Genomic DNA, 21,356 nt, shown 5'->3' with positions numbered 1-21,356 from the left:
AAGCGACCCCCTGACATGGCTCTCGACGAACTGAAGTCCGCCATACCGGACTACGCCAAGGACCTGAAGCTGAACCTCGGCTCGGTCATCGGCAACAGCGAGCTCCCCCAGCAGCAGCTGTGGGGCACGGTCCTCGCCTGCGCGATCGCCTCGCGCTCGCCGAAGGTCCTGCGCGAGCTGGAGCCGGAGGCCAAGGCGAACCTCTCGCCCGAGGCGTACCAGGCCGCCAAGTCCGCCGCCGCGATCATGGCGATGAACAACGTCTTCTACCGCACGCGCCACCTGCTCTCCGACCCGGAGTACGGCACGATGCGCGCCGGTCTGCGGATGAACGTCATCGGCAACCCGGGTGTGGAGAAGGTCGACTTCGAGCTGTGGTCGCTCGCCGTCTCCGCCATCAACGGCTGCGGCATGTGCCTCGACTCGCACGAGCAGGTGCTGCGCAAGGCCGGCGTGGACCGCGACACGATCCAGGAGGCGTTCAAGATCGCCTCGGTGATCCAGGCGGTCGGCGCGACGCTCGACGCCGAGGCCGTCCTCGCGGAGTAGTCAGCCGTACGCGTACGAAGGGGCCCACCGACCCGCAGGTCGGTGGGCCCCTTCTCGTACCGCTACTCCCCCGGCGCCACCCGCGGCTCCCCCGGCGGCGCGTGCCGCAGGGCCTGCTCGTAGCTGAACGCCCGCAGGTAGCCGACGACCGTGTTGGTGACCGCGACCAGCGGGACCGCGACCACCGCGCCGCCGATGCCGGCGATCAGGCCGCCCGCCGCGACCGTGAGGACCACCGCGAGCGGATGCACCCGCACCGCGCGGCCCAGGATGAACGGCTGGAGGACGTGGCCCTCGATCTGCTGGACGGCGAGCACCACGACCAGCACCATCAGCGCGGTGAAGACGCCCTGGGTGACCAGGCCGACGATCACCGCCAGGGCACCGGAGATCACCGCGCCCACCAGGGGGATGAAGGCGAAGAGGAAGATGAGCACGCCGAGCGGAACGGCCAGCGGCACATCGAGGAAGTAGATGCCGAGCCCGATGAAGACGGCGTCGATGAGGGCCACGATCAGCGTGCCGCGTACGTACGCGGTGAGGGTGCGCCAGGCCCGCGGACCGGCGCCCGCGACGCCCGGACGCGCCTGCGCCGGCACCAGTTTCAGCACCCAGCCCCAGACCTTCTTCCCGTCGTACAGCAGGAAGAGCGTCGAGAACATCGTCAGCAGGATGCCGGTGATGACCTCGACCAGCACGGTCACGCCCTGGAGGCCGGCGGTGGTGATCTCCTCCGTGTTGGTGCCGATGGTGTCGCTGAGGTTCTTCGCGATGTCGTTGATCTGCTGCTCGGTGACGTGGAAGGGGCTGTTCAGCAGCCAGCGCTTCAGCTCGTCGATACCGTCCCGGAGGCGGTCGGAGATGTCGCCGAGGTTGTCCAGCACCTGCCAGACGACGAACCAGCCGACGAGGCCCATGATGATGAAGCCCGTGATGGCCGTGACGGCGGTGGCCACGCCGCGCGGCAGCCCCCAGCGCGTCAGCCGGGCCACGGTGGGCTGCAGCAGCGCGGTGATCAGCAGGGCGGCGACGAAGGCGAGCACCACCAGCTGGACGTTGCTGATGGCCTTCATCAGCAGCCAGAGGGCGCCCGCGAGGACGAGCAGCCGCCAGCCGGCCTCGGCCGCGACGCGGATGCCCCAGGGGATGGCGTCGACGGGATCGGGGCGGGCGGCGACGGCGGGGGCGTACGCGGGCGGGGCCGGAACGCTGCCGGGTGCCGGAGCACCGCCGTTCTCGCCGGTCGCACCGGAACCGCCGGCACTACCCGACCCGCCGGCCCCCGCACCGCCGGCCGCGCCCGGGAAGCCGGGCCCGCCCGGACCGGCGGGCACACCGGGCACAGCCGGCACATCAGGCGCACCGGCCTCGCTCTCGGCTCGGCGGCGCTCCTCCAAGCGCCGCCCCATCCGGGTCAGCCCGGCACCGAGCCGGCCCAGCCACCCTGGCACTTTCGACATGATCTTCTCTCTTCCCCCCACCGCTCCCCCGGGAGTACGGGCTCCACGACGGTACACGCACGGAGCCCCTCACCGTAGGACGGTGAGGGGCTCCGGGAGTCGAGCCGGGGTGGCGGCCTAGGAGCGGCCTAGTACCAGTGGTTGGCCTGCCAGAAGCTCCACGCGCCGCACGGGCTGCCGTAGCGGTCGTTCATGTAGTTCAGGCCCCACTTGATCTGGGTGGCCGGGTTGGTCTGCCAGTCGGCACCGGCGGACGCCATCTTGGAGCCCGGGAGCGCCTGGACGAGGCCGTACGCGCCCGACGAGGGGTTCGTCGCGCGGTAGTTCCAGTCGGACTCGTGGTCCACGATGTTGCTGAAGCACTGGAACTGGTCGCCCGGGATCATCTGACGGGCCATCGCCTGGACCTCGGCGACGCTGTACGACGACTGGGTCGCGAAGCTGGTGGCCGAGCGCACCTCGTCGCGGCTGGCGCGCTCCTGCTCCTTGGCCTCGCGCTCCTCCCGCTCCTTGCGCTCCTTCTCGGCCTTCTCCTCGGCGGCTTCCTTCTTCGCCTGGGCGTCCTTGGCTGCCTGGAGGCGGGCGGCCTCCTCGGCGGACTTCTGGGCGGCAGAGTCGGCGGCGGCGGCCTGGGCCTCGGCCTGCTGCGTCAGCGACGAGACCTGTACCTGGGCCTGCTGGCCGACGGGGATGTCCGCAAGGAGCGTCGCGTCGGCGGCAGCGGCCTCGAAGTTGTTCTCCGAGGGCTGGGCGTTGCCCGAGGCAACACCGACGACGGCGCCGACAGTGGTGACCGCGGTGGCCGACGCCACCGCGAATCCCCGGACCGAGATCCGGCTCACACGGTTTCCTTCCAGCATCGCCCGCTTAGGTGACCTCGCGGGCGAAATCGTGCCCCTGGCGCTGGTCCCCCCACTGCTGGGTCACGGGGGACACGGGCCCGGTGGGCAACTCCCTTGCGGGAGCGCCGCGTGGTGCTCGGGCGGCATACGGCGAACGGGTCTTGAGTTGTTACAGGTGTGCCGTATGCGGGGCCTGACGGAAGCAAGACTCTGCCCGACCGCGACACCGCAAGGCAATTATTCGTTGCGTGGGAAAGCTCACACGCCTCTTCCGGCAGGAGTTTCGCGGAAGGGGGCGCGCGACACGACGCCGCCCGGCTAAGCTCTCGCGCTTTGCCGGGCGGCGCCAACTGCCGTGTCTCATTACGGGCGTTCGCGGATCAAATCGCCCCGTCCTCCAGCATTTCGGTCACGAGCGCGGCGATCTGCGAGCGCTCCGAGCGGGTCAGGGTCACGTGCGCGAAGAGCGGATGGCCCTTCAGCTTCTCGACGACGGCGACGACTCCGTCGTACCGGCCGACCCGCAAGTTGTCGCGCTGGGCCACGTCGTGCGTGAGGACGACCCGGGAATTCGACCCGATACGGGACAACACGGTCAGCAGGACGTTGCGTTCGAGCGACTGGGCCTCGTCCACGATGACGAACGCGTCGTGGAGGGACCGCCCGCGGATGTGGGTGAGCGGCAGGACCTCCAGCATGCCGCGGCTGAGGATCTCCTCGATGACCTCCTTGCCCGCGACCGCCGACAGCGTGTCGAAGACCGCCTGCGCCCAGGGGCCCATCTTCTCCGCCTCGGTGCCCGGCAGATAGCCGAGCTCCTGGCCGCCGACGGCGTACAGCGGCCGGAAGACCATCACCTTCTGGTGCTGCCGCCGCTCCAGGACCGCCTCCAGGCCGGCGCACAGGGCGAGCGCCGACTTGCCCGTGCCGGCGCGGCCGCCCATCGAGACGATGCCGACGTCCGGGTCGAGGAGCAGGTCGAGCGCGATGCGCTGCTCGGCGCTGCGGCCCCGGATGCCGAACGCCTCGCGGTCGCCGCGCACCAGGCGTACGTTCCCGTCGGGCGCGATGCGGCCGAGCGCCTTGCCGCGCTCCGACGACAGGACGAGACCGGTGTGCACCGGCAGTCCGACCGCTTCGGGGACGTACAGCGACTCCTCGGTGAACAGGAGGTCGATCTGGTCCGCCGAGAGGGGCAGTTCCGACATTCCGGTCCAGCCGGAGTCGGTGATGGCGAGCTCGGCGCGGTACTCCTCGGCGAGCAGGCCGACCGACGACGCCTTGATCCGCAGCGGCAGGTCCTTGGAGACGACCGTGACGTCGTACCCCTCGGCCTGGAGGTTGCGCGCGACGGCGAGGATCCGCGAGTCGTTGTCCCCGAGGCGGTAGCCGGCCGGGAGGACGGCGGGGTCCGAGTGGTTGAGCTCCACACGCAGGGTCCCGCCGAGCTCGCCGATGGGCAGCGGGGCGTCGAGGCGGCCGTACCGGACCCGCATGTCGTCCAGCAGGCGCAGTGCCTGCCGGGCGAAGTAGCCGAGCTCCGGGTGGTGCCTCTTGGCCTCCAGCTCCGTGACCACGACGACGGGGAGCACGACCTCGTGCTCGTCGAAACGGGCCATGGCACCGGGGTCGGCCAGCAGGACGCTGGTGTCGAGGACGTAGGTGCGCCTGTCGTGCAGGCGGCGCTTTGTGCTGGTCACCACGGTAGGACGGACCCCCTCTGATAGAGGTGCATGAGGTCGGGGTGCGACGGCGGCGGCGACGGCGGTTTCGGCGACGGCGGCGGCGTCGCGGGAGATGGAGCCGGGCTCCGGCCACCTTGCGCGGGCCGAGCTCCGGCCCTCCGCGTCGTCCGTACACGGGGTGCACGGTCGTCCTGGTGCAAAGGGCCTCCCGGGCGAGCGGGCTTGAGTGCCGCTCACTCTGGGAGGGGTATTCCCGTACTACCGCAGGTCCATGCCATGGCATATGACGACGCGTCGGTGAACGCGGAGTGTCCTGGGGGCGGGGTGTCGGTGCCGTGGTGCGGCGGTGGCGTCAGGTGCCGTAGCGCCGGTGGCGGGCGGCGTAGTCGCGCAGGGCGCGCAGGAAGTCGACCTTGCGGAAGGCCGGCCAGTGGACCTCGCAGAAGTAGTACTCGGAGTGGGCGCTCTGCCAGAGCATGAAGCCCGACAGGCGCTGCTCGCCGCTGGTGCGGATCACCAGGTCCGGGTCGGGCTGGCCGCGGGTGTAGAGGTGCTCGGAGATGAGGTCGATGTCGACGATCTCGGCGAGCTCCTCGAAGCTCGTGCCCTTCTCGGCGTGCGTCAGCAGCAGCGAGCGGACCGCGTCCGCGATCTCCTGGCGGCCGCCGTAGCCCACGGCGACGTTCACGAGTATGCCCGTGTGGTCGCGGGTCTTCTCCTCGGCCTCCTTCAGGACGGCCTGGGTCCGCGCGGGCAGCAGGTCGAGCGTGCCGACGTGGTGGACGCGCCAGCGGCCGTCGGCGGCGAGGTCGCGCACGGCGTTCTCGATGATGCCGAGCAGCGGGACCAGCTGCTCCTCGGGCCGGTTGAGGTTGTCGGTGGACAGCATCCACAGGGTGACGACCTCGACGTCCGTCTCGGCGCACCAGCCGAGCAGCTCCTGGATCTTGCTCGCGCCGGCCTTGTGGCCCTGCTCCGGAGTGCCGCCGGACGCCTTCGCCCACCGCCGGTTCCCGTCGAGGATGACGCCGATGTGCTTCGGCACCTGGGCGTGGTCGAGGCGGCCCTCGACCCGGCGTGCGTAAAGCCTGTACACCAGGTCGCGCAAGTTCACCGATCTCACCTCTCGATTGCGTGCGGGCCCGCAGCGGCGTCGGCCCAGGGGGATCGATTCCGGCTCACCGCCGCCGTCCCCGAGGCCGCCACATTACTGCGCGGGGGTCACGGCGGCCCAACCCGGCCTGTCACAGGTCCGTGATAAGGAGAGGGACGTGACTGATACCGCCGCATACCGACCCGCCGCCGACCGCTACGACTCCATGGAGTACCGCCGCACCGGCCGCAGCGGACTGAAGCTGCCCGCCGTCTCGCTGGGCCTGTGGCACAACTTCGGCGACGACCGTACGCTCGCCTCGCAGCGCGCGATCCTGCGCCGCGCCTTCGACCTCGGCGTGACCCACTTCGACCTGGCGAACAACTACGGGCCGCCGCCCGGCTCCGCCGAGCTGAACTTCGGCAAGATCTTCGCCCAGGACTTCGCGCCGTACCGTGACGAGATCGTCGTCTCGACCAAGGCCGGGTATCTGATGCACCCCGGCCCGTACGGCGAGTGGGGCTCCCGCAAGTACCTGCTGTCCTCGCTCGACGCGTCGCTGAAGCGGATGGGCCTCGACTACGTCGACATCTTCTACTCGCACCGCTTCGACAAGGACACCCCGCTCGAGGAGACCATGGGCGCCCTGGCCTCCGCCGTGCAGCAGGGCAAGGCGCTGTACGTCGGCGTCTCCTCGTACAACAGCGAGCAGACCGCCGAGGCGGCCCGGCTGCTGCGGGAGATGGGCGTTCCGGCGCTGATCCACCAGCCGTCGTACTCGATGATCAACCGCTGGACCGAGGAGGACGCCCTCCTCGACACCCTGGAGGAGGCGGGCATGGGCTGCATCGCCTTCGCGCCGCTCGCCCAGGGCCTGCTCACCGACAAGTACCTCACGGGCATCCCGGAGGGTTCGCGGGCCACGCAGGGCAAGTCCCTCGACCCGAACCTCCTCTCCGACGAGGTCGTCCGCCGGCTCCGCGGCCTGGACGACATCGCCCGCCGCCGCGGCCAGTCGCTCGCGCAGCTGGCGCTGACCTGGGTGCTGCGCGACGAGCGGATGACGTCGGCGCTGATCGGCGCGTCCAGCGTGACGCAGCTGGAGCAGAACATCGCGGCGCTCGGCGGGGCGCCGCTCACCGAGGAGGAGCTGAAGGAGATCGACTCGTACGCGGTCGACACCGCCGGCACCAACATCTGGGCGGCGCGCGGCTGACCGGAGGCCCGGCCGGGGCGGGAACGGAAAACGGGCCGGTCCGTGGGGGGGATACGGACCGGCCCGAGGGGGGGTTTCCACCATAACCCTTCGTGAGACGTGCTGCGTGCCGCGACAGGCCGCCACTACGCTCCGAAAACGCGGGACCGCGCTGCGGACGCGGCGGGAGCCCGCGAGCGGGGTGCGGCGGCTGTACTCCCCAAGGGGGACCCGGCCCCGGAGGCGCCGCGTTGACGGCCCCGCGGCGGGCCGCGGCTACCGCCGCCGGAGGAGCGTGATGCCGTCCCGCTGGGCGACGCGCTTGTAGCCGTACCGCTTCTCGGCCGCGGCCAGCTCGGCCAGCTGCTGCTTGATCGGGTACGGCCAGTGCCCTGTCCGGTACGGCCACGCCTCGGGCGGGCGGCGGTCGAAGGCGATCCACTCGGCGGTGGGGCGCGGCAGGCGCTTCCTGTCGTACTCGTAGAGCCTCCCCGCCACCGGGAAGGCCGGGAAGACGACGACCGTGCAGCGGGAGGTCAGCTGCGGGACGAGCCGGTTGGAGGCGGCGACGGTCGCGCCGTCCGGGATCCTCGCGAGCAGCGCGCGGGCCGCCTCGACGTGCGGGGTGGTACGCCAGGTCGCGCGCTGGGCGAGCAGCGCGAGCGGGAACGACGGCAGCATGACGAGGGTCACGGCGAGGGCGGTGGCGAGCGAGGCGCGCACATGGCGGTCGGCCAGGGGGTGGGCGGTGCGGCGCCAGGCGGTGAGCGCGTCGATCAGCCCGGCGGTGACGACGGGCATGAGCACGGCGCTGTAGTGGAAGGCCGTGCCCCAGTGGAAGGCGTTCTGCGACAGCATGCGCCAGGCGAGCGTCGGTACGGCGATCAGCGCGAGCGGGGAGCGGAGCGCGAGCAGCGCGGACGGCGCGAAGACCAGGACCAGGGTCATGGCCTTGATGTCGGGGCGCAGCGCGTCGAGGGGGGCGTGCGCGAGGGTGGAGAGCAGCGAGCCGTGCCCCTCGGTGAGGTTGCCGCCGTGCGCGTACGCGTCGCCGGGGTGGAAGGCGGGCAGCAGGACCAGGATCTCGACGGCCGACCCGGCGACCCCGACGACGGCGGTGGCGATGCCGAGCCGCCGCGGACCGCCGCGCCAGGCGATGTACGCGCCGACGGCGGCGAGGGTGAGGCCCAGGTCCTCCTTGACCAGCAGCAGGGGCGCGGCCCAGGCGACGGCCGCCCGCCAGCGCCGCCGGGCCAGCGCCTCGAGCGAGCAGGCGAGCAGCGGTACGGCGAGGGCGACCTCGTGGAAGTCGAAGGCGGCCGCCGACGCGATGCCCCAGCTCAGCCCGTACACGGCGGCCACGGCGTGCGCCGCGCGGCGGCCGAGCGCGCGGGCGGCCCAGTGGGCGAGCGGGACGACGGCGACGGCGAGCAGCGCGGACTGGGCGACGAGCAGGCACAGCGGGGACGGCCACAGGCGGTAGAGCGGCGCGAGGGCCGCCAGCAGCGGGTGGAAGTGGTCGCCGAGGAGGTTGAAGCCCTCGCCGCGCAACGGCACGACGGGGGCGCGGAGTTCGGCGTACGCCCGTACGGCCTGCTCGAAGATGCCGAGGTCGTAGCCGGTGGTGCGCAGGAGCTGGTGGCGGCGTACGGCGACGGTGGCGTACAGCGCGCACAGCGCGGCGGCCCACCCCCAGGCGAGGAGCCGGGGGGAGGGCGGGTGCACCGTGACGGGGGCGGCGGCCGGCGGCGAGACCTTTTGGGTGGGGAATGTCCGCATACGCCGGATGCTAGGGGGTGTCTTGTCGATCAGGCCGCGGACGGCGCGGGTCAGGTGAGGGCGTGGCCCGCGGTGCTGTCCACGTGGTCGGGCAGCTCCCCTTCATGGCGGTCGCCGGTGGACACCGTCCCGGACGGCTCGAACAGCAGGATGTCCGCCCCCTCCGGCGCGGACGGCCGGTGCTCCGTTCCCTTCGGCACGACGAAGGTGTCGCCGCGCCGCAGGACGACCCTCCGCTCGGTGCGGGTGGCGGCGTCGCGCAGGGCGATCTCGAACCGCCCGTCCAGGACCAGGAAGAACTCGTCCGTCTCCTCGTGGACGTGCCAGACGTGGTCACCGGCGGCATGGGCGACGCGTACGTCGTAGTCGTTCATGCGGGCGACGATGCGGGGGCTGTAGACGTCGTCGAAGGAGGCGAGGGCTTGGGTGACATTGACCGGGTCTGTGCGCATGGCCGGCATTTTGTCAGTCACCACGGTGCCGAGGAGGCGGTGAACGCGCCGAGCAGCAGCCCCACCAGCGCCCCGCCGATCATGAACGGCCCGAACGGGATCGCACTCTTGCGGCCCGCCCGCCGCAGGAGCACCAGCCCCATCCCGTACACCGCGCCGAAGAGGAACCCGGCGAAGGCTCCCGTGAAGAGGATGTCCCAGCCGTACCACCCGAGGGCGACCCCGAGCGACAGCGCGAGCTTGACGTCTCCGAAGCCCATGCCGTTCGGGTGGATCAGGAACAGCGTGAAGTACGCGCCGCCGAGGGCGAGTCCGCCGAGCAGTGCGGAGGGCCACGACCCGGCGTGCCCGGGCAGCAGGGCGGCCACCCCGAGGAGCCCGGCGGCCGCGCCGGCGAGCGGCAGCGTCAGCCGGTCCGGCAGCCGGTGCACACGCGCGTCCACGGCGGCGAGCAGCACGGCGAACGGCGTGAGCAGCAGCCACACGGCGAGCTCCGGCCGCGGCCCGGTCGCGGCGGCGAGCACGGCGCACGCGAGGGCGGCACCCAGGGTGAGGGCGTTTCCGGTGGGCAGGGCGGCCGCGGTCCCGGGTACGCCGCAGGGCGCGCAGCGCGCGAGGCCGACCCAGCCGCGCGCCGGTCCGGTGAAGGCGTGCCCGGCGGGGCAGGTGTCGCGCCACGCCTGCTCCGGCTCGACCGACAGCCGGTACGCGGCGCGCGGCAGGAGCAGCCCGGTGGCAGCGCCCCACAGGGCGGCGACGGCGATCAGCGTGGCGTACACGCAGCGAACCCTAGGGCGGCGCGGGGCACCGGTCATGGGCCCGTGGGCCCATTCCCGTACGCGGCGGCCACCGCTACGGTCCTGCCCCATGGGGAAGACGGGGAACACCGGGAACAGGACCAAGTGGCGCAACGGCACGGTGCGGTTGGCGGTCGCGGGCGGCCCCGCGGGCGTCCCGGTCGAGGTCGCGGCCTCCTACGGCACCCGGCGGCGCGGACTGCTCGGCCGGGATGGCGTCGAGGGCGCCATGCTCCTGACGCCGTGCAACAGCGTCCACACCTTCCGGATGCGGTTCACCATCGATGTCGCGTACCTGGACCGCGAGCTGAACGTCCTCGCCGTCACCACCATGCCGCCCGGCCGCCTCGGCCTGCCGCGCCCGCGCGCCCGCCACGTACTGGAGGCGGAGGCGGGGGCCATGGAGCGGTGGGGTGTGCGGCCGGGCGTCCGGCTGACGGTCAGCGAGGGCTGAGCTTGGCGGCCTGCGCGGTGATCAGGGCCGTGGGCATCTCCGGCGTCTTCGGCCCTTCGAGGTTCGCGGTGTAGAAGGTCGCCACCGTGGCGCCGGAGCGCACGACGTGGAAGACCAGCGGCACCGGATCGCCCTCGAAGTCCGCCGTCAGCTGGTACGCCACGCCGTCGTCGCCCGCCTTCACCGGCGGCAGCGCGCGCACGCTCCGGTACGTGGAGGGGCCGGTCGGTCCGGTGGTGGTGAAGCCGTCGCGGCATGCCGTCACGGCGGTGCGCAGCCGGTTGAGGACGGTGGCCGCGCCCTGGTTCCCGTGGGTGGTGAGGAACACGGAGACGGCCGGGCGGCTCTCGGCGTTCGCGCCGGTGATCTGGCGGTACGCGGACGCCTGCGCGGCCGGCTCGGGCTTGCCGTTGAGCAGCGAGGTGAGCGGCGCGCACGCCTCCTCGGCGGGCGTCTCGCCCTGCGCGGGCGGCGGGTCCATGGGGCCGACGGTGTAGCCCGGTACGTCGGCGGTGGCGAGGATCGCCCGGTCGAGCTCGGCCCGGGTGAGGGGCTTCGGGTCGCCGGGGCTCGCGGGGGCGGAGGGCGCGGCGCTCGCGGGGGCGGAGGGCGCGGCGCTCGCGCTCGTACTCGTACCCGGGCTCGCGGCCGCACTCGGGCTCGCGTTCTTGCCCGTGCCCGGGGGCTTCTCCTCATCGTCGGGTCCGCACGCCGCCAGCACCACCGACGCGAGGGCGGCGGCGGCCACCGCTCGTGCCGTACGTTCCGTACGCCTGGTCATGGGCGGACGCTAGCAACGCCGTTCCGGCAGGCGCATGGGTCCACGGGCCCAAAGCGGCTACGGCGGCCCGGCCCCCAGCAGCGTGAACGCCCCGTACGCCCCCGACGCGAGCGCCAGGCCCGCCACCGCCAGCACCAGGTTCCGGTCGCGCAGCCGGGCGAGGGCGACGGCCGCCGGGAGCAGCAGCGGGAAGGCGGGCATGATCAGGCGCGGGCGGGAACCGAAGTACGCGGCGCCGACGAGCGAGATGACGACGACCGCGAGCCCGTACACGAGCACGGGCAGCGGCTGGCGCTGCCGGACGCACAGCCACACCACCCAGCCGAGCAGCGCGAGCGCCGCGCACAGCCCGACCCCGGCGAGCGGCTGCGGCCCGGTGAGGTTGCGCCAGACGAAGCGGCCGAGGGCCATGCCGCCGTCGATGCTGTTGCCCCAGGCGGCCTGGACGTCGAAGTACGCGGTCGGGCTGGACTTCCGTACGGCGACGAAGACGACGTACCCGAGCCAGCCCAGCGGCGCGAGCAGCACGCCGACGGCCATCCGGAGCGTGAGCCGCCGCTCGCGTACGACCGTCACCACCGCCGTGACGCCGAGCGCGGCGATCAGCGCGGCGGCCGAGGGGCGGGTGAGCCCGGCCAGGAGGCAGAGGGCGCCCGCCCGGATCCAGTGACCGCGCAGCACGGCGTGGAGCGACCAGGCGGCGAGTGCGGTGAACAGGGTCTCGGTGTACGCCATCGACTGCACGAACGCCGTCGGGTACACCCCCCACAGCACCGCGAGCACCACCCCGGCGCGCCGGCCGGCGATGTGCGCGCCGACGGCGTAGATGCCCCACGCGGCGGCGAGCGAGGCCGTCCACGCCACCAGGAGCCCGGCGTCGTCGGCCCCGAGGGGCAGCACGGCCGCGAGACCCCGCTCCAGGGCGGGCAGCAGCGGGAAGAAGGCCAGGTCGGAGTGGAGGCTTCCGTCGGGGAGGCGGACCTCGTGCCCGTATCCGTGCTCGGCGATCCGTACGTACCAGACGGAGTCCCAGCGGCCCTTGAGCCGGTGGAGGGCGTCCTCGCCGGTGACGGCGGCGGCGACGGCGAGGACCGCCATGCCGACCAGCCGTACGGCCGCGTACCCCCACAAGGCGGGCGCGGCCCCGCTGGTCTGTCTGTCTTCGGGCATGCAGCCGATTATGTCCAGGGCGGGTGCGGGGCCGAGCCGCCGCCCGTGGCTCAGGGCCCCTCGCCCCCGGTTCGCCGGACCCGGCACGCCTCGGGCAGCAGCTCCACGCGGGCGCCGGGCAGCTGCGGGACCGGGGCTTCGACGGCGTCGACGGTGAGGACGGGCTCCTCGTCGTCCGACTCGTACAGACGGGCCCGGGCGACCGCGCCCTCGGGCGTCGCGGCCCAGTACGCCGAGGGATTCGCCAGGTCCGTCGCCGGATACAGCACGGTCGTCCCGGTCGCGGCCGCGACGCGGCGGGCCGCCGTCGGCTCGTCGGGCGCCTCGGGGACGGCGGCGTCGGAGACGTACACGTCCCACGACAGCGCGAGGTCTCCGCGGACCGCGTGGTAGCCGCACAGGACGGGGGCGTCCCAGTTCCGGCCCTCGGGGTCGGCCTCCTCGTCGGCGACGTCCACGTCCGCCACGGGCACGCCCACCGCACCGGCCAGCGCCGCCGCCATGCCGGCGGGGGACGGCCGGTGCACGGTCAGGAAGTTGTAGAGCACGGGACCGCTCACGGCCCGACGTCGGTGTCGCGCCCCTCGCGCAGGTCGAAGTACGTGACCCGCCAGCCCGCGCCGAGCTCCCGCCGCAGCCGGCCGGCGAGCTCAGCGCCCCGGGCGGCGAAGGCCTCCTCGTCCTGCGGCGTCCGGAAGCCCGACGCCATGGGATCGTCGCGGTCGAGCGTGGCGTCGAAGGCGTCGCCCCAGCGCTCCAGGTCCTCCCGCAGCTCCCGGCTCACCGGGAGGTCGGCCGGGGCGATGTTGTCGAGCCCCTCGTCGGACCGGATCCACACCGGATGGCAGTCGTAGTCCGCCGCCACCCGTACCGTCCTGCCGCTGACCATCGTGCCACCCATCATCCGACGCTCTTGGGGTTCGCCCCGACGACGAACCCATTGTTCCCGACGGTCACGGCCACGCGCCGCTTCTGCCCCTTGAACTCGACCTCGTAAACGGGCCGGCCCTCGCCCTTGCCCTGGTAGCCGACCTTCTTGCCCTTGGTCGCCGCCGCCATCACCAGGTCGGGGATGTCCTCCCTGGCGACACCGGCGCGCTCGAAGTCGTCGGCGTGCTCCTCCAGGATGTGCTTCAGGCCGGCCCGGGAGTTGCCCTCCTCCAGGAAGACGATCTTCCCGTCCGCGTTCCGCTCCGCCCGGAGCACCTTCTCCGGGTCGAACTTGACGCCCTGCTCCTTCATCTCGTCGAGCAGCGCCTGGTCCACGCAGTCGTTGTTGTGGACGAGGGACGCGCTCCGCGCGCCGACCGCGACGTAGTACGTGTGGAGGCCCGCCACGGTCAGGTCGTGCGTGGTCTGCCGCTGCGTGTAGCGCTCGACCGCCGTGACCCGCAGGACCCCACCGGCCGGCGTACGCAGCGCCGCACCGGGCCGGATGTCGCCCGCGTCGGACCAACCGCCCTCGTCGCTGAGCCAGAAGGGGTGCGTGTCGGTGGCGGTGACCGTGCCGTCGGCCGTCGTCAGCCGCGTGAACTCCTTGTCGTCGTACGTCGTGAAGGTGCGCGTGACGGTGCGCGGGGCCGTCAGGCCGGTGGCCGGGTCGGTGGCGAGGACCTGGTCCCCGATGCGTACCGACTCGATGGGGACGCTGAGCCCGCCCGCGACGAGCACCCTGGTGCCGGGCGGGAAGCTGTGCCCGACGGGGCAGGTGACGGGCTTCTTCGGCTCTTGCGGCTCCTTCTGTTTCTCGGGGTCCCACTTCTTCTTGGCGTCGTCGAGCTTGTCCTGCGCTTCGGCGACCTTCTTGCGGTTCTTGATGAGGCCGGTGAGGCCGTCGTAGAGGTCGCCGCCGTGCTTCTTGAGCCTGCGGACGAGCTCGACGGCCTGCTTCCACTTCCACGGAGCCCCGTACTTCGCGGCCAGCTTGCCGACCGCGCCGCCGATCAGGCTCGTCAGGACGTTGATGAGCGTTTCGGTGCAGGCGCCCATGTCGCCCTTGGTGATGCAGTCCAGGGCGTCGGTGATGCCGAGCTCCTCGGCGAGGATCTTGGCGAGCTCCTTCGCCGCCGCGACGGCCTTGTCGCGGTCCGCCTTCTCGGCGGCCTGGGCGTCCTGGAGTTCCTTCAGCGCCTGCTCGTAGGCGAGCTGCTCGGGCGACTTGCCGGTGTCGTCGGCGGCGGGTTTCCGGCCGCCGGGATCGTCGTCCCCGGAACCGTCGTCGCCGGGCTGGTCCTGCGCCTGCGGCTGCTGCGTGTTGCCCCCACAGTTGTCGCCGCCGGTGACGCGGCACACCTGCGTCTTCAGCTCGGCGGCGATGGTGGGACCGAGCCCGGTGGCCAGCAGCGCACCCACGATCGCCACGACGACCACGACCAGCCCGACGTACTCCAGCGTCGACTGACCGGACTGCGCAGCCTTCCGCCGGCGCAGCCCCAGCAGCCGCGCCTCGGTGCGCGGCATCCGCCACGCCTTCCATGCCCGTACCCGACGACACGACATACCGCCGACGGTAGGAGTGCCCCTCGCGGAAGTCTTGGGCCCAGGGGCCCAGGGGCGGTCTCATTCGCGGCGCGGGGCCTGCGGTTCTACTCGCCGGCGGCGTCCACCAGGTCGTCCCGCGTCGTGGTCGCGTCGATCGTGACGTCGAAGTGGTAGCCCTGGTCGCAGAAGACGAGGTCGATGCCGGCCGGGACGAGCTTGCGGTACCAGAGGGCGAAGTCGGCGACCAGGCCGATGTCCCCGTCCAGGTAGAGGCACCGCCCGTCGACGTGGGAGTGGCCCTCCAGGTCGGCGCCGCCGCGCCGCAGCTCCCACGCGACGTCGCCGTACTTGTCCCCGTCGGACAGCTCCCTGCGGCGTACCGCGGCGTCGGGCCACTCCGCCGCCAAGGAGGCCACGAGCAGGTCCTGCCCGACGCGCCACTCGTCACTGTCGAACGCCACCAGATAACTCATGCCTGCCGGTCCACCCTTCGTCCGTCGCGTCTGTCAGCCGCTTCTACCCTGGCACGCGGTTATCCACAGGGGATGACGCGTGCGGGACGGCCCCGGGACGATGGCGTCCATGCGGGGGGACTTGGCCGGCCTGGCCACACAGGATGTGCTGCTCACCCGCCACGCGGTGGCTGCGGGCTGGCACGGCGGCACCCTGTCCCGGGCCCTGCGCGCGGCGGGCTGGCAGCCGGTGGTACGCGGCGCATGGGCGCGCCCGGGCACAGAGGTGACCGCACGCACGGTGCTGCGGGCCCTGCAGATGCTCCAGCCGCGCCTGGTGGTGAGCCACCGTTCGGCCGCGGCCCTGCACCTCGTCGACCTCCTCCGATACGAGACCGAGTTCACGGACCCGCGTGCGGGCACCGGGGGCAGACGGCGCGGGGTACGCGTCCACCGGGTGCCGCTGCGGGAGGCGGAGGTGGTGGTGCGGCGCGGCCTGCGGGCGACGACGGCGGTGCGCACGGTGGGCGACCTGCTCCGCACGGCGCCCACGGACGAGGCGGTGGTCGCCGCGGACTCCGCGCTCAGCCACCGGACCGTCGGCGGGGTGAGCCGCCCGCCGCTGACCACGATCGCCGCACTGGAGACCGAAGTCGCGGCCGACGGGCCCGGGCCGCGGCGCGGCTCGGCGACGGGACGGCGCCTGCTGCGCCTCGCCGAACCGCGGTGCGGTTCCCCCGCCGAGACCCTCGCACGCCTGCGGATGCACGAGGCGGGGCTGCGCTCGGAGCCGCAGGCGTGGCTGCGTACGCCTCGGGGGCGGGCGCGGCGCGTGGACTTCCTGTTCCGGAGGGAGCGGCTGGTGGTGGAGATCGAGGGTTACGCCTTCCACAGCAGCCCCGAGGCGCACCGCAACGACCTGGAACGCTTCAACGACCTGGCGTCCTGCCCCGAGGTCGGCACGATCCTGCGCTACCCGGCCTCGGTGGTGTTCCGCACGCCGGACCGCATGGTCGCGGAAGTCCGCGAGGCCTTGGCGGCGGCGATCTCCAGCACCGCCACGTGAGGGGGGCCGGGTGGAATGGGGCGGCCGGGACTTGGGAGCCTGGCTTCCGAGAGCCCCGTCCGTGTCATGTCAGTGGCTGCGCCTACCTTTTGCGTATGACTGATCAGCAGTGGGCGGGCATCCGGCAACGGGTCGAGGCTTTGGGGACGTCCCCTGAAGGCACCGAGGTGTTCGGGGCCCTGGGGCACAAATGGGTGCTGGAGCAGCCGCTCAGCCACGCCGAGCTCGCAGAGCTCGAGGCGCAGATGAAGGTGCGGCTGCCGGAGGAATTCCGAACGTTCCTCCTTCATGTCGGCGCGGGTGGCGCTGGTCCCGGCTATGGCCTGTTCCCGGTACGGCGCATACAAGGCCGCTGGCGGTGGGAGGGCGACGGCGCCGAGCTGGCAGACCTGTCCCGGCTTGCCGAGCCGTTTCCCGAACAGGGCCCCGACCCGCAGCTGCTGGAGGAACTGGCGGGCCAGCACCCTGAGGAGGACGACTTCGACGAAGTCGAGGAGTTCGACGACGCCATCGAGGCGTGGGACGAACGCTGGGACGCCCTCATGTTCAACCCCGATCGCACCGTCGGTGCCCTCGTCATCTGCCACCGTGGCTGCGCCCGCCGCGACTGGCTGGTGATCAGCGGCGCGCATCGAGGCACGATGTGGACCGACGATCGTGCGGACGACGTCGACCTGGCTCCACGTCTCAACGACGACGGGACTCCGGTGACCTTCGCTCGCTGGTACACCGACTGGCTGCGCCGAGCCGAACGGCGCGTCGAGTCGACCTGACGCGCAACCGGCGCCCCCCATCACTCCATGCGGCACCTCAGTGGAACTCGTGGACGACCTCGATCGTGCCGACGATGTGCGCGTTGAAGTCGTCGAGCTCCTCCGCCGGAACCCAGAGCTCCAGGATGGTGCGACCGCCCGCCTGCTGGACCGGGTAGCGGTTCAGGAAGTCCGACTCGACCTCGAAGCGCGTCACGAAGCCGGCTCCGTCGTGCTTGACGTTCCAGTCCCGTGCGATGCGGATCGCGTAGTCCTCGTTGAGGACCGGATAGAAGATCGGCTGCTCCGGAAGCCGGGGCGGCCAGGCGCGCCACTCCAGCTCCTCGACGAGCGCGAGCTCCTTGGGGCCGGTGGGGCGCCAGAGGGTCGTCGTCGCAGGCTGGAGGGACATGAGCTTCGCTCTCTGGCGTGGGGATCGGAAACCCGGACGATACCGGCGCCTTGACCGTCCGGCCAGGCGGTTTCGTAGCCGTGCGGCCCTACAGAGCTCGGCCGTCGGCAGCGAAGCGAGGACCGGGTGGGCCGTGTTCGGCCTCGTACTCGTCCTCCTGCGCCGCGCTCAGTCGGCGAAGCGGCGGACGTAACGCTTCTGCCAGGGCGTCTCGACGGCGTGACGGTCGTAGTGCCGGCGTACGTACTCCACGGCCTCGTCGGCCGGGACCCCGTCGAGTACCGCGAGGCAGGCCAGCGCGGTACCGGTGCGGCCGCGACCGCCGCCGCAGGCGATCTCGACGCGCTCGTCGGCGGCGCGCTTCCAGGCCTCTCGGAGGACGGCCGCGGCCTGGGCGCGGTCGCCGGGCAGCCGGAAGTCGGGCCAGCGCAGCCATCGGGCTTCCCACGGCACCTCCGGGGGCTGCTTGCCCAGCAGGTACACGGCGTACGTCGGCGTGGGCCCTGCGGGCAGCGGCTTGCGCAGTCCGCGGCCTCGGACCAGGCGCCCGGAGGGCAGCCGCAGCACGCCGGGGTCGGTGGCGTTCCAGGTCTGGGTCACTTCGGTCACCCGTTCACCGTAGTCCTCACCCTGGCGAGCGAAGGAGTCTTTACAGTCAAGGACCGGTAGGTTCTTCGGACTCCGTCGGGCGGCAGACGGGCCGCGTCCTGTGACGCGACCCGTGCCGTTCTAGTTGCCTGCCGCGCCGCGCTGGAAGGAGACCTCCACGCGACGGTTCTTCTTGCGGCCCTCTTCCGTGCTGTTGTCGGCGATCGGGTACTGCTCGCCGTAGCCCCGGATCTCGAAGGTGATGCCGTCGGCTGCCAGCTCCTTCGACAGGACGTTGTGCACCGCCTCGGCGCGCTGCTTGGACAGCACGTCGCCGTGCGCGGAGGAGCCGAGGTTGTCGGTGAAGCCGAAGACGCGGACCCGCTTCGCGTCCTGCTTCTTGATCTCGGCGGCGATCGCGGCGATGCGCGCGTTCGCGCTGCTGGACAGGGCGGCGCTGTCCTTGCCGAACAGCACCTCCGCCTGGAGCGCGAACTTGATGTCGGCGTTGGTGTCCTCGCGACGCTCCTCACCCGCGAGGTCCTCGACGACCGACTTGATGTCCAGCACCTTGGGCGGCGCGAGGGTCGCCCCGTCGGGCAGCTTGAGGTCGGGGTCGTTCGCGTCCACCTGCACCGGCGGCGCGGCGGACGCGGACGGGTACGGGCTGTCCTCGGCCAGCGCCTCGGGGGCGAGCCCGATCCCGAAGGCGAGCGCCCCGGAGAGGGCGGTCACCGCGATGCGGGCGGCCGTTCTCTGGTGGGTGGTGGTGCCGCTCATCAGGAGATCTCGATCGGGGCGTTGGGGAAGCCGGGGAACTGGAGGTCGACGGTGCTCGTGGTCTGCGGCGGTGCAGGGAACTGAGCGAAGAAGGGAAGGCTGGCGCCAGCCTGAATGCTGGATGTGTACTGGGTCGTCGTCAACGGACGATTGTCCGTGTCACGCAGCACGTAGTAGCGCTTTTTCCCCTTCGAGTCCACCAGCGTCATGGCTGCCAGCGAGGGACCTGTACTCGCAACGGCGTTCTCCTGGCCGCTCCACTGAACCGGCGTAACGAAGGCCTGGCCGCCTGCATTCTTGAACTGGCCGCTGACCGTGAGGAAGCCGCCGGAGTCTCGCTTGGCCTCGTGGACGATCATCTCGATGCCCCCGTCGCCCTTAAGCGTGGCCAGGGTCTTACTGGTGTCCGGGAGAGTCTTACCGTTGTCCGTCGGAGAGCCCGTGCTACCTGCCGCAGCAGACGACTCCTTCGTCTTGTCCTCCTTGGCTTTGGTGCCCCCATCGCTGCCGCCGCACGACGCCATGGTGAAGACCAGGCTCGTCGCCAGAAGGGCGGCGACGCCGACCCGGCGTGCGGCCCCTGCATACGGAACAGTCATACTCGCTCTTCCTTCGCGCTCGTCATATGTGGTCAGTCCTCGGCCAGCCTGACGGTGAAGAGGTCGGCAATATCGGGCAGCAGCTTGAGATTCTCCGGATCGATATCCCACGTCTCACCGTCACAGACGAGCTCGCCCGGGGAAGCTGGCTTCTCGGCTTCTTCCCCGTCGCCCCCGTCGTCCGGTTTCTCATCCTGTGTGGCGCGTTCGAACGTGCAGCGGGGTTCGACCAAAGCCGTCGCCCTGGTCTTCGCGTGCTCCTTGTCCGTGCCTTCGATGACACTGGTACCCATTGACTCCTGGGACTTGACCTTGACCGTGAAGCCCCAGCGACCACCGGTCGCCCAGTGACAGTCCTCAACATCCGCCTTGTTCTGACCTGCGTAATAGGAGGCGGCCTCGCAGCCGTTCGCCGTGCCGATCACATCACCGTTGAAGACGTCTTCCAGGTAGTCGGGGTCCAGGATCTTCTCCAGCAGGCCGTCTTCGAACTGGTCGCGCGACTCTCTGGCCGCTGCCAGCGCGGCCGCGTCCGCGGCGGACTGAGCACCATTCCTCGTGACATCGGCCTGACCGAAGGCGAAGAAGACCAACGCAAGGAAGAGCAGGCCAGCCACCGCTGTGATGTACAGCGGTGCGGCCTGCCCTGTTTCGCGAGGGGTGGGGTTCACGATCACCCACCGTTGTTGAGGACCTCCGTGATCTTCGCCTTGAACTTGTTGGCGATCTCGGTGCCCATCTTCGTGTTCATCACAGCCACCACGATCGCGACCACCAGAATCGTGATCCCCACGTACTCGATCGCGCCCTGACCGCGGTCCCTGCGCGCCTTCATCTTCTCGACGCGGGTGTTCGCCCAGTGCCCGATGTAGACCTGCGTCGTGGTGACGGCCTTCAGCGTGGCGTCCTTCATCATGGTGTGCCCCTCCCGGTCCGGCGTGAGTCCTGGTGCCGTGTGCGGGACCGGGTTCCTCCTGGCCGGTCTCGCTGGCGACACCGAGAACGTACGGCCGGGCGGGGGCCGGGGGCATGGGCCTCCGGGCCCAACCGCGGGCCCATTCCGGGGATTGGGTCCGGGGGGTCATGCCGGGCCTCCTCGGCGGAGGGTGTGCCAGAGGGCGATGGCCTCGCCGCGGCTCGTGGCGTTGAGTTTGGCGAAGATGCGGTTGATGTGGTTCTTGACGGTCTTCGGGCTGATGAAGCACGTGGCGGCGATCTGCTGGTTCGTCATGCCCGCCGCGATCAGGTCCATCACCTCCACCTCCCTCTGGCTCAGCTCCGTAAGGACACCCGGAGACGAATGTGCCACATTCGCTTGCGGAAGCGAAGGGTTTTGAGCAGATCCCGATGCAGGCAAGTCCCGCTGCACAGCGCCCACCTGGAGGTCTGGCGTCGAAATGGCATGTGCGGTTGCAGATGGTTGACGGTGCGACGGCGTCGACGTGAACGCCGCGCCCAGGCCGTCCGGCAGCGGGCCCGACGGGGCGGCGGCGGGGGTGCCGTCGCGGACCGTGGCCAGGAGGGCGCCGGCGGCCGTGGGGGTGAAGTGCGGGCGGCCCCGGCGGACGTCGCGGACCGCCGCGACCAGTTGGTCCGCCGTGAACTCGCCGTGCACCAGGTAGCCGCCCGCACCCAGGCGCAGCGCCTCGTGGACGATGGCGCTCTCGCGGCTGTAGGTCATCATCAGCACCGGCGCCAGCCGCACCAGGTGCGGCAGTGCCGAGATGCCGTCGACGCCCGGCATGCGGACGTCCAGCAGGATGACGTCCGGTCGGTGCTCGACCGCCGCGGCGTAGGCCTCGCGTCCGTCGCCCGCCTCCGCGACGACCTCGATGTCGTCGCGGCCGGACAGCAGGACCGTCAGGCCCGCCCGGACCACCGGGTTGTCGTCCGCCACGACCACCCGCAGTAAGGGTGGGGCGGGGAGCGACGGGAACTCCGTGCTTTCGGTCGGCATGGGGCGGCGCCT

General features: G+C 71.8%; 25 protein-coding genes. 5 read left to right on the top strand and 20 right to left on the bottom strand.

All coding sequences use genetic code 11. The features are described from left to right. Positions 1–15 precede the first annotated feature (15 nt). On the top strand, positions 16–549 hold the full coding sequence (locus ACZ42X_RS04695) for an alkyl hydroperoxide reductase (RefSeq protein WP_351817015.1): 534 nt from the start codon (positions 16–18) through the stop codon (positions 547–549). A gap of 62 nt (positions 550–611) precedes the next feature. Here the strand turns inward: ACZ42X_RS04695 and ACZ42X_RS04690 are convergent, their stop codons facing one another. The 4 genes from ACZ42X_RS04690 to ACZ42X_RS04675 form a co-directional block, all read right to left on the bottom strand. Beyond that, positions 612–2,009 carry an AI-2E family transporter gene (locus ACZ42X_RS04690; protein ID WP_468284313.1) on the bottom strand — a complete coding sequence of 466 codons (1,398 nt, stop codon included), beginning with the start codon at positions 2,007–2,009 and terminating at the stop codon, positions 612–614. A 128-nt stretch (positions 2,010–2,137) separates the two neighbouring features. Next, positions 2,138–2,851, bottom strand: coding sequence for an aggregation-promoting factor C-terminal-like domain-containing protein (locus ACZ42X_RS04685; protein WP_468284311.1), 714 nt, complete (start codon positions 2,849–2,851; stop codon positions 2,138–2,140). 380 nt (positions 2,852–3,231) lie between these two features. Further along, complete coding sequence (locus ACZ42X_RS04680; RefSeq protein WP_361427707.1) at positions 3,232–4,554, bottom strand: PhoH family protein; 1,323 nt, start codon at positions 4,552–4,554, stop codon at positions 3,232–3,234. A 334-nt stretch (positions 4,555–4,888) separates the two neighbouring features. Further along, on the bottom strand, positions 4,889–5,650 hold the full coding sequence (locus ACZ42X_RS04675; RefSeq protein WP_468284309.1) for an isoprenyl transferase: 762 nt from the start codon (positions 5,648–5,650) through the stop codon (positions 4,889–4,891). Positions 5,651–5,807: 157 nt separating this feature from the next. Between ACZ42X_RS04675 and mgrA the strand changes: the two genes are divergently transcribed. Next, positions 5,808–6,845 (top strand): L-glyceraldehyde 3-phosphate reductase, encoded by a 1,038-nt coding sequence (gene mgrA, locus ACZ42X_RS04670; RefSeq protein WP_468284307.1) that lies wholly within the window; start codon positions 5,808–5,810, stop codon positions 6,843–6,845. Positions 6,846–7,100: 255 nt separating this feature from the next. Here the strand turns inward: mgrA and ACZ42X_RS04665 are convergent, their stop codons facing one another. From ACZ42X_RS04665 to ACZ42X_RS04655, 3 genes are read right to left on the bottom strand one after another with little or no spacing between them, the layout of a single operon-like run. Beyond that, complete coding sequence (locus ACZ42X_RS04665) at positions 7,101–8,603, bottom strand: DUF2079 domain-containing protein (RefSeq protein WP_468284305.1); 1,503 nt, start codon at positions 8,601–8,603, stop codon at positions 7,101–7,103. A 50-nt stretch (positions 8,604–8,653) separates the two neighbouring features. Continuing rightward, complete coding sequence (locus ACZ42X_RS04660; protein WP_468284303.1) at positions 8,654–9,055, bottom strand: cupin domain-containing protein; 402 nt, start codon at positions 9,053–9,055, stop codon at positions 8,654–8,656. 17 nt (positions 9,056–9,072) lie between these two features. After that, positions 9,073–9,834 carry a prepilin peptidase gene (locus ACZ42X_RS04655; RefSeq protein WP_468284301.1) on the bottom strand — a complete coding sequence of 254 codons (762 nt, stop codon included), beginning with the start codon at positions 9,832–9,834 and terminating at the stop codon, positions 9,073–9,075. An 88-nt stretch (positions 9,835–9,922) separates the two neighbouring features. Here ACZ42X_RS04655 and ACZ42X_RS04650 point away from each other — a divergent pair, with 88 nt between their 5' ends. Then, entirely contained in the window at positions 9,923–10,306 is a 384-nt protein-coding gene (locus ACZ42X_RS04650; RefSeq protein ID WP_468284299.1) for a DUF192 domain-containing protein, read from the top strand. Here the strand turns inward: ACZ42X_RS04650 and ACZ42X_RS04645 are convergent. The 6 genes from ACZ42X_RS04645 to ACZ42X_RS04620 form a co-directional block, all read right to left on the bottom strand. Further along, on the bottom strand, positions 10,293–11,087 hold the full coding sequence (locus ACZ42X_RS04645) for a hypothetical protein (RefSeq protein WP_468284297.1): 795 nt from the start codon (positions 11,085–11,087) through the stop codon (positions 10,293–10,295). The genes ACZ42X_RS04650 and ACZ42X_RS04645 overlap by 14 nt on opposite strands. Before the next feature lie 57 nt (positions 11,088–11,144). Next, the gene (locus ACZ42X_RS04640; protein ID WP_468284295.1) at positions 11,145–12,257 is read right to left on the bottom strand and encodes a hypothetical protein; all 1,113 of its coding nucleotides are present in this window, start codon (positions 12,255–12,257) and stop codon (positions 11,145–11,147) included. A gap of 50 nt (positions 12,258–12,307) precedes the next feature. Beyond that, positions 12,308–12,817 carry a hypothetical protein gene (locus ACZ42X_RS04635; protein WP_468284293.1) on the bottom strand — a complete coding sequence of 170 codons (510 nt, stop codon included), beginning with the start codon at positions 12,815–12,817 and terminating at the stop codon, positions 12,308–12,310. Beyond that, positions 12,814–13,161: a hypothetical protein gene (locus tag ACZ42X_RS04630; protein ID WP_468284291.1), complete on the bottom strand. Its 348-nt coding sequence runs from the start codon at positions 13,159–13,161 to the stop codon at positions 12,814–12,816. Before ACZ42X_RS04630 ends, ACZ42X_RS04635 begins: the two co-directional genes overlap by 4 nt. After that, entirely contained in the window at positions 13,158–14,717 is a 1,560-nt protein-coding gene (locus tag ACZ42X_RS04625) for a polymorphic toxin-type HINT domain-containing protein (protein WP_468284289.1), read from the bottom strand. Before ACZ42X_RS04625 ends, ACZ42X_RS04630 begins: the two co-directional genes overlap by 4 nt. Before the next feature lie 125 nt (positions 14,718–14,842). Further along, positions 14,843–15,211 carry a hypothetical protein gene (locus ACZ42X_RS04620; protein WP_468284287.1) on the bottom strand — a complete coding sequence of 123 codons (369 nt, stop codon included), beginning with the start codon at positions 15,209–15,211 and terminating at the stop codon, positions 14,843–14,845. A 109-nt stretch (positions 15,212–15,320) separates the two neighbouring features. Here ACZ42X_RS04620 and ACZ42X_RS04615 point away from each other — a divergent pair, with 109 nt between their 5' ends. Beyond that, complete coding sequence (locus tag ACZ42X_RS04615; protein ID WP_468284285.1) at positions 15,321–16,256, top strand: endonuclease domain-containing protein; 936 nt, start codon at positions 15,321–15,323, stop codon at positions 16,254–16,256. A gap of 95 nt (positions 16,257–16,351) precedes the next feature. Next, the gene (locus ACZ42X_RS04610) at positions 16,352–17,029 is read left to right on the top strand and encodes an SMI1/KNR4 family protein (protein ID WP_468284283.1); all 678 of its coding nucleotides are present in this window, start codon (positions 16,352–16,354) and stop codon (positions 17,027–17,029) included. Positions 17,030–17,066: 37 nt separating this feature from the next. Here the strand turns inward: ACZ42X_RS04610 and ACZ42X_RS04605 are convergent, their stop codons facing one another. From ACZ42X_RS04605 to ACZ42X_RS04575, 7 genes are all read right to left on the bottom strand, one after another. Further along, positions 17,067–17,420, bottom strand: a complete 354-nt coding sequence (locus tag ACZ42X_RS04605; RefSeq protein WP_468284281.1) for a hypothetical protein — start codon at positions 17,418–17,420, stop codon at positions 17,067–17,069. A 168-nt stretch (positions 17,421–17,588) separates the two neighbouring features. Next, positions 17,589–18,020, bottom strand: a complete 432-nt coding sequence (locus tag ACZ42X_RS04600) for a protein-tyrosine phosphatase family protein (RefSeq protein ID WP_468285575.1) — start codon at positions 18,018–18,020, stop codon at positions 17,589–17,591. 129 nt (positions 18,021–18,149) lie between these two features. Further along, on the bottom strand, positions 18,150–18,788 hold the full coding sequence (locus ACZ42X_RS04595) for an OmpA family protein (RefSeq protein ID WP_468284279.1): 639 nt from the start codon (positions 18,786–18,788) through the stop codon (positions 18,150–18,152). After that, the gene (locus ACZ42X_RS04590; RefSeq protein ID WP_468284277.1) at positions 18,788–19,387 is read right to left on the bottom strand and encodes a hypothetical protein; all 600 of its coding nucleotides are present in this window, start codon (positions 19,385–19,387) and stop codon (positions 18,788–18,790) included. Before ACZ42X_RS04590 ends, ACZ42X_RS04595 begins: the two co-directional genes overlap by 1 nt. A gap of 32 nt (positions 19,388–19,419) precedes the next feature. Beyond that, positions 19,420–20,058, bottom strand: coding sequence for a pilus assembly protein TadG-related protein (locus ACZ42X_RS04585; RefSeq protein ID WP_468284275.1), 639 nt, complete (start codon positions 20,056–20,058; stop codon positions 19,420–19,422). A 2-nt stretch (positions 20,059–20,060) separates the two neighbouring features. Continuing rightward, a complete protein-coding gene (locus ACZ42X_RS04580) occupies positions 20,061–20,303 on the bottom strand; it encodes a hypothetical protein (RefSeq protein ID WP_468284273.1) in 243 nt (80 codons plus the stop codon). A gap of 165 nt (positions 20,304–20,468) precedes the next feature. Then, positions 20,469–21,344 (bottom strand): response regulator, encoded by an 876-nt coding sequence (locus ACZ42X_RS04575; protein WP_468284271.1) that lies wholly within the window; start codon positions 21,342–21,344, stop codon positions 20,469–20,471. Between the last annotated feature and the right edge of the window lie 12 nt (positions 21,345–21,356).

It is taken from the genome of Streptomyces sp. NPDC030862 (assembly GCF_055571835.1).
Note: the sequence above shows the minus strand (reverse complement) of the source record. Positions and strands in the feature narration are given on the sequence as shown.

Bases quoted from the DNA above. Each gene is read 5' to 3' on its own strand.
- ACZ42X_RS04695 (WP_351817015.1), top strand. From the start codon at position 16: ATGGCTCTCGACGAACTGAAGTCCGCCATACCGGACTACGCCAAGGAC.
- ACZ42X_RS04690 (WP_468284313.1), bottom strand. From the start codon at position 2,009: ATGTCGAAAGTGCCAGGGTGGCTGGGCCGGCTCGGTGCCGGGCTGACC.
- ACZ42X_RS04665 (WP_468284305.1), bottom strand. From the start codon at position 8,603: ATGCGGACATTCCCCACCCAAAAGGTCTCGCCGCCGGCCGCCGCCCCC.
- ACZ42X_RS04660 (WP_468284303.1), bottom strand. From the start codon at position 9,055: ATGCGCACAGACCCGGTCAATGTCACCCAAGCCCTCGCCTCCTTCGAC.
- ACZ42X_RS04650 (WP_468284299.1), top strand. From the start codon at position 9,923: ATGGGGAAGACGGGGAACACCGGGAACAGGACCAAGTGGCGCAACGGC.
- ACZ42X_RS04645 (WP_468284297.1), bottom strand. From the start codon at position 11,087: ATGACCAGGCGTACGGAACGTACGGCACGAGCGGTGGCCGCCGCCGCC.
- ACZ42X_RS04640 (WP_468284295.1), bottom strand. From the start codon at position 12,257: ATGCCCGAAGACAGACAGACCAGCGGGGCCGCGCCCGCCTTGTGGGGG.
- ACZ42X_RS04630 (WP_468284291.1), bottom strand. From the start codon at position 13,161: ATGATGGGTGGCACGATGGTCAGCGGCAGGACGGTACGGGTGGCGGCG.
- ACZ42X_RS04625 (WP_468284289.1), bottom strand. From the start codon at position 14,717: ATGCCGCGCACCGAGGCGCGGCTGCTGGGGCTGCGCCGGCGGAAGGCT.
- ACZ42X_RS04620 (WP_468284287.1), bottom strand. From the start codon at position 15,211: ATGAGTTATCTGGTGGCGTTCGACAGTGACGAGTGGCGCGTCGGGCAG.
- ACZ42X_RS04615 (WP_468284285.1), top strand. From the start codon at position 15,321: ATGCGGGGGGACTTGGCCGGCCTGGCCACACAGGATGTGCTGCTCACC.
- ACZ42X_RS04610 (WP_468284283.1), top strand. From the start codon at position 16,352: ATGACTGATCAGCAGTGGGCGGGCATCCGGCAACGGGTCGAGGCTTTG.
- ACZ42X_RS04605 (WP_468284281.1), bottom strand. From the start codon at position 17,420: ATGTCCCTCCAGCCTGCGACGACGACCCTCTGGCGCCCCACCGGCCCC.
- ACZ42X_RS04595 (WP_468284279.1), bottom strand. From the start codon at position 18,788: ATGAGCGGCACCACCACCCACCAGAGAACGGCCGCCCGCATCGCGGTG.
- ACZ42X_RS04590 (WP_468284277.1), bottom strand. From the start codon at position 19,387: ATGACTGTTCCGTATGCAGGGGCCGCACGCCGGGTCGGCGTCGCCGCC.
- ACZ42X_RS04580 (WP_468284273.1), bottom strand. From the start codon at position 20,303: ATGATGAAGGACGCCACGCTGAAGGCCGTCACCACGACGCAGGTCTAC.
- ACZ42X_RS04575 (WP_468284271.1), bottom strand. From the start codon at position 21,344: ATGCCGACCGAAAGCACGGAGTTCCCGTCGCTCCCCGCCCCACCCTTA.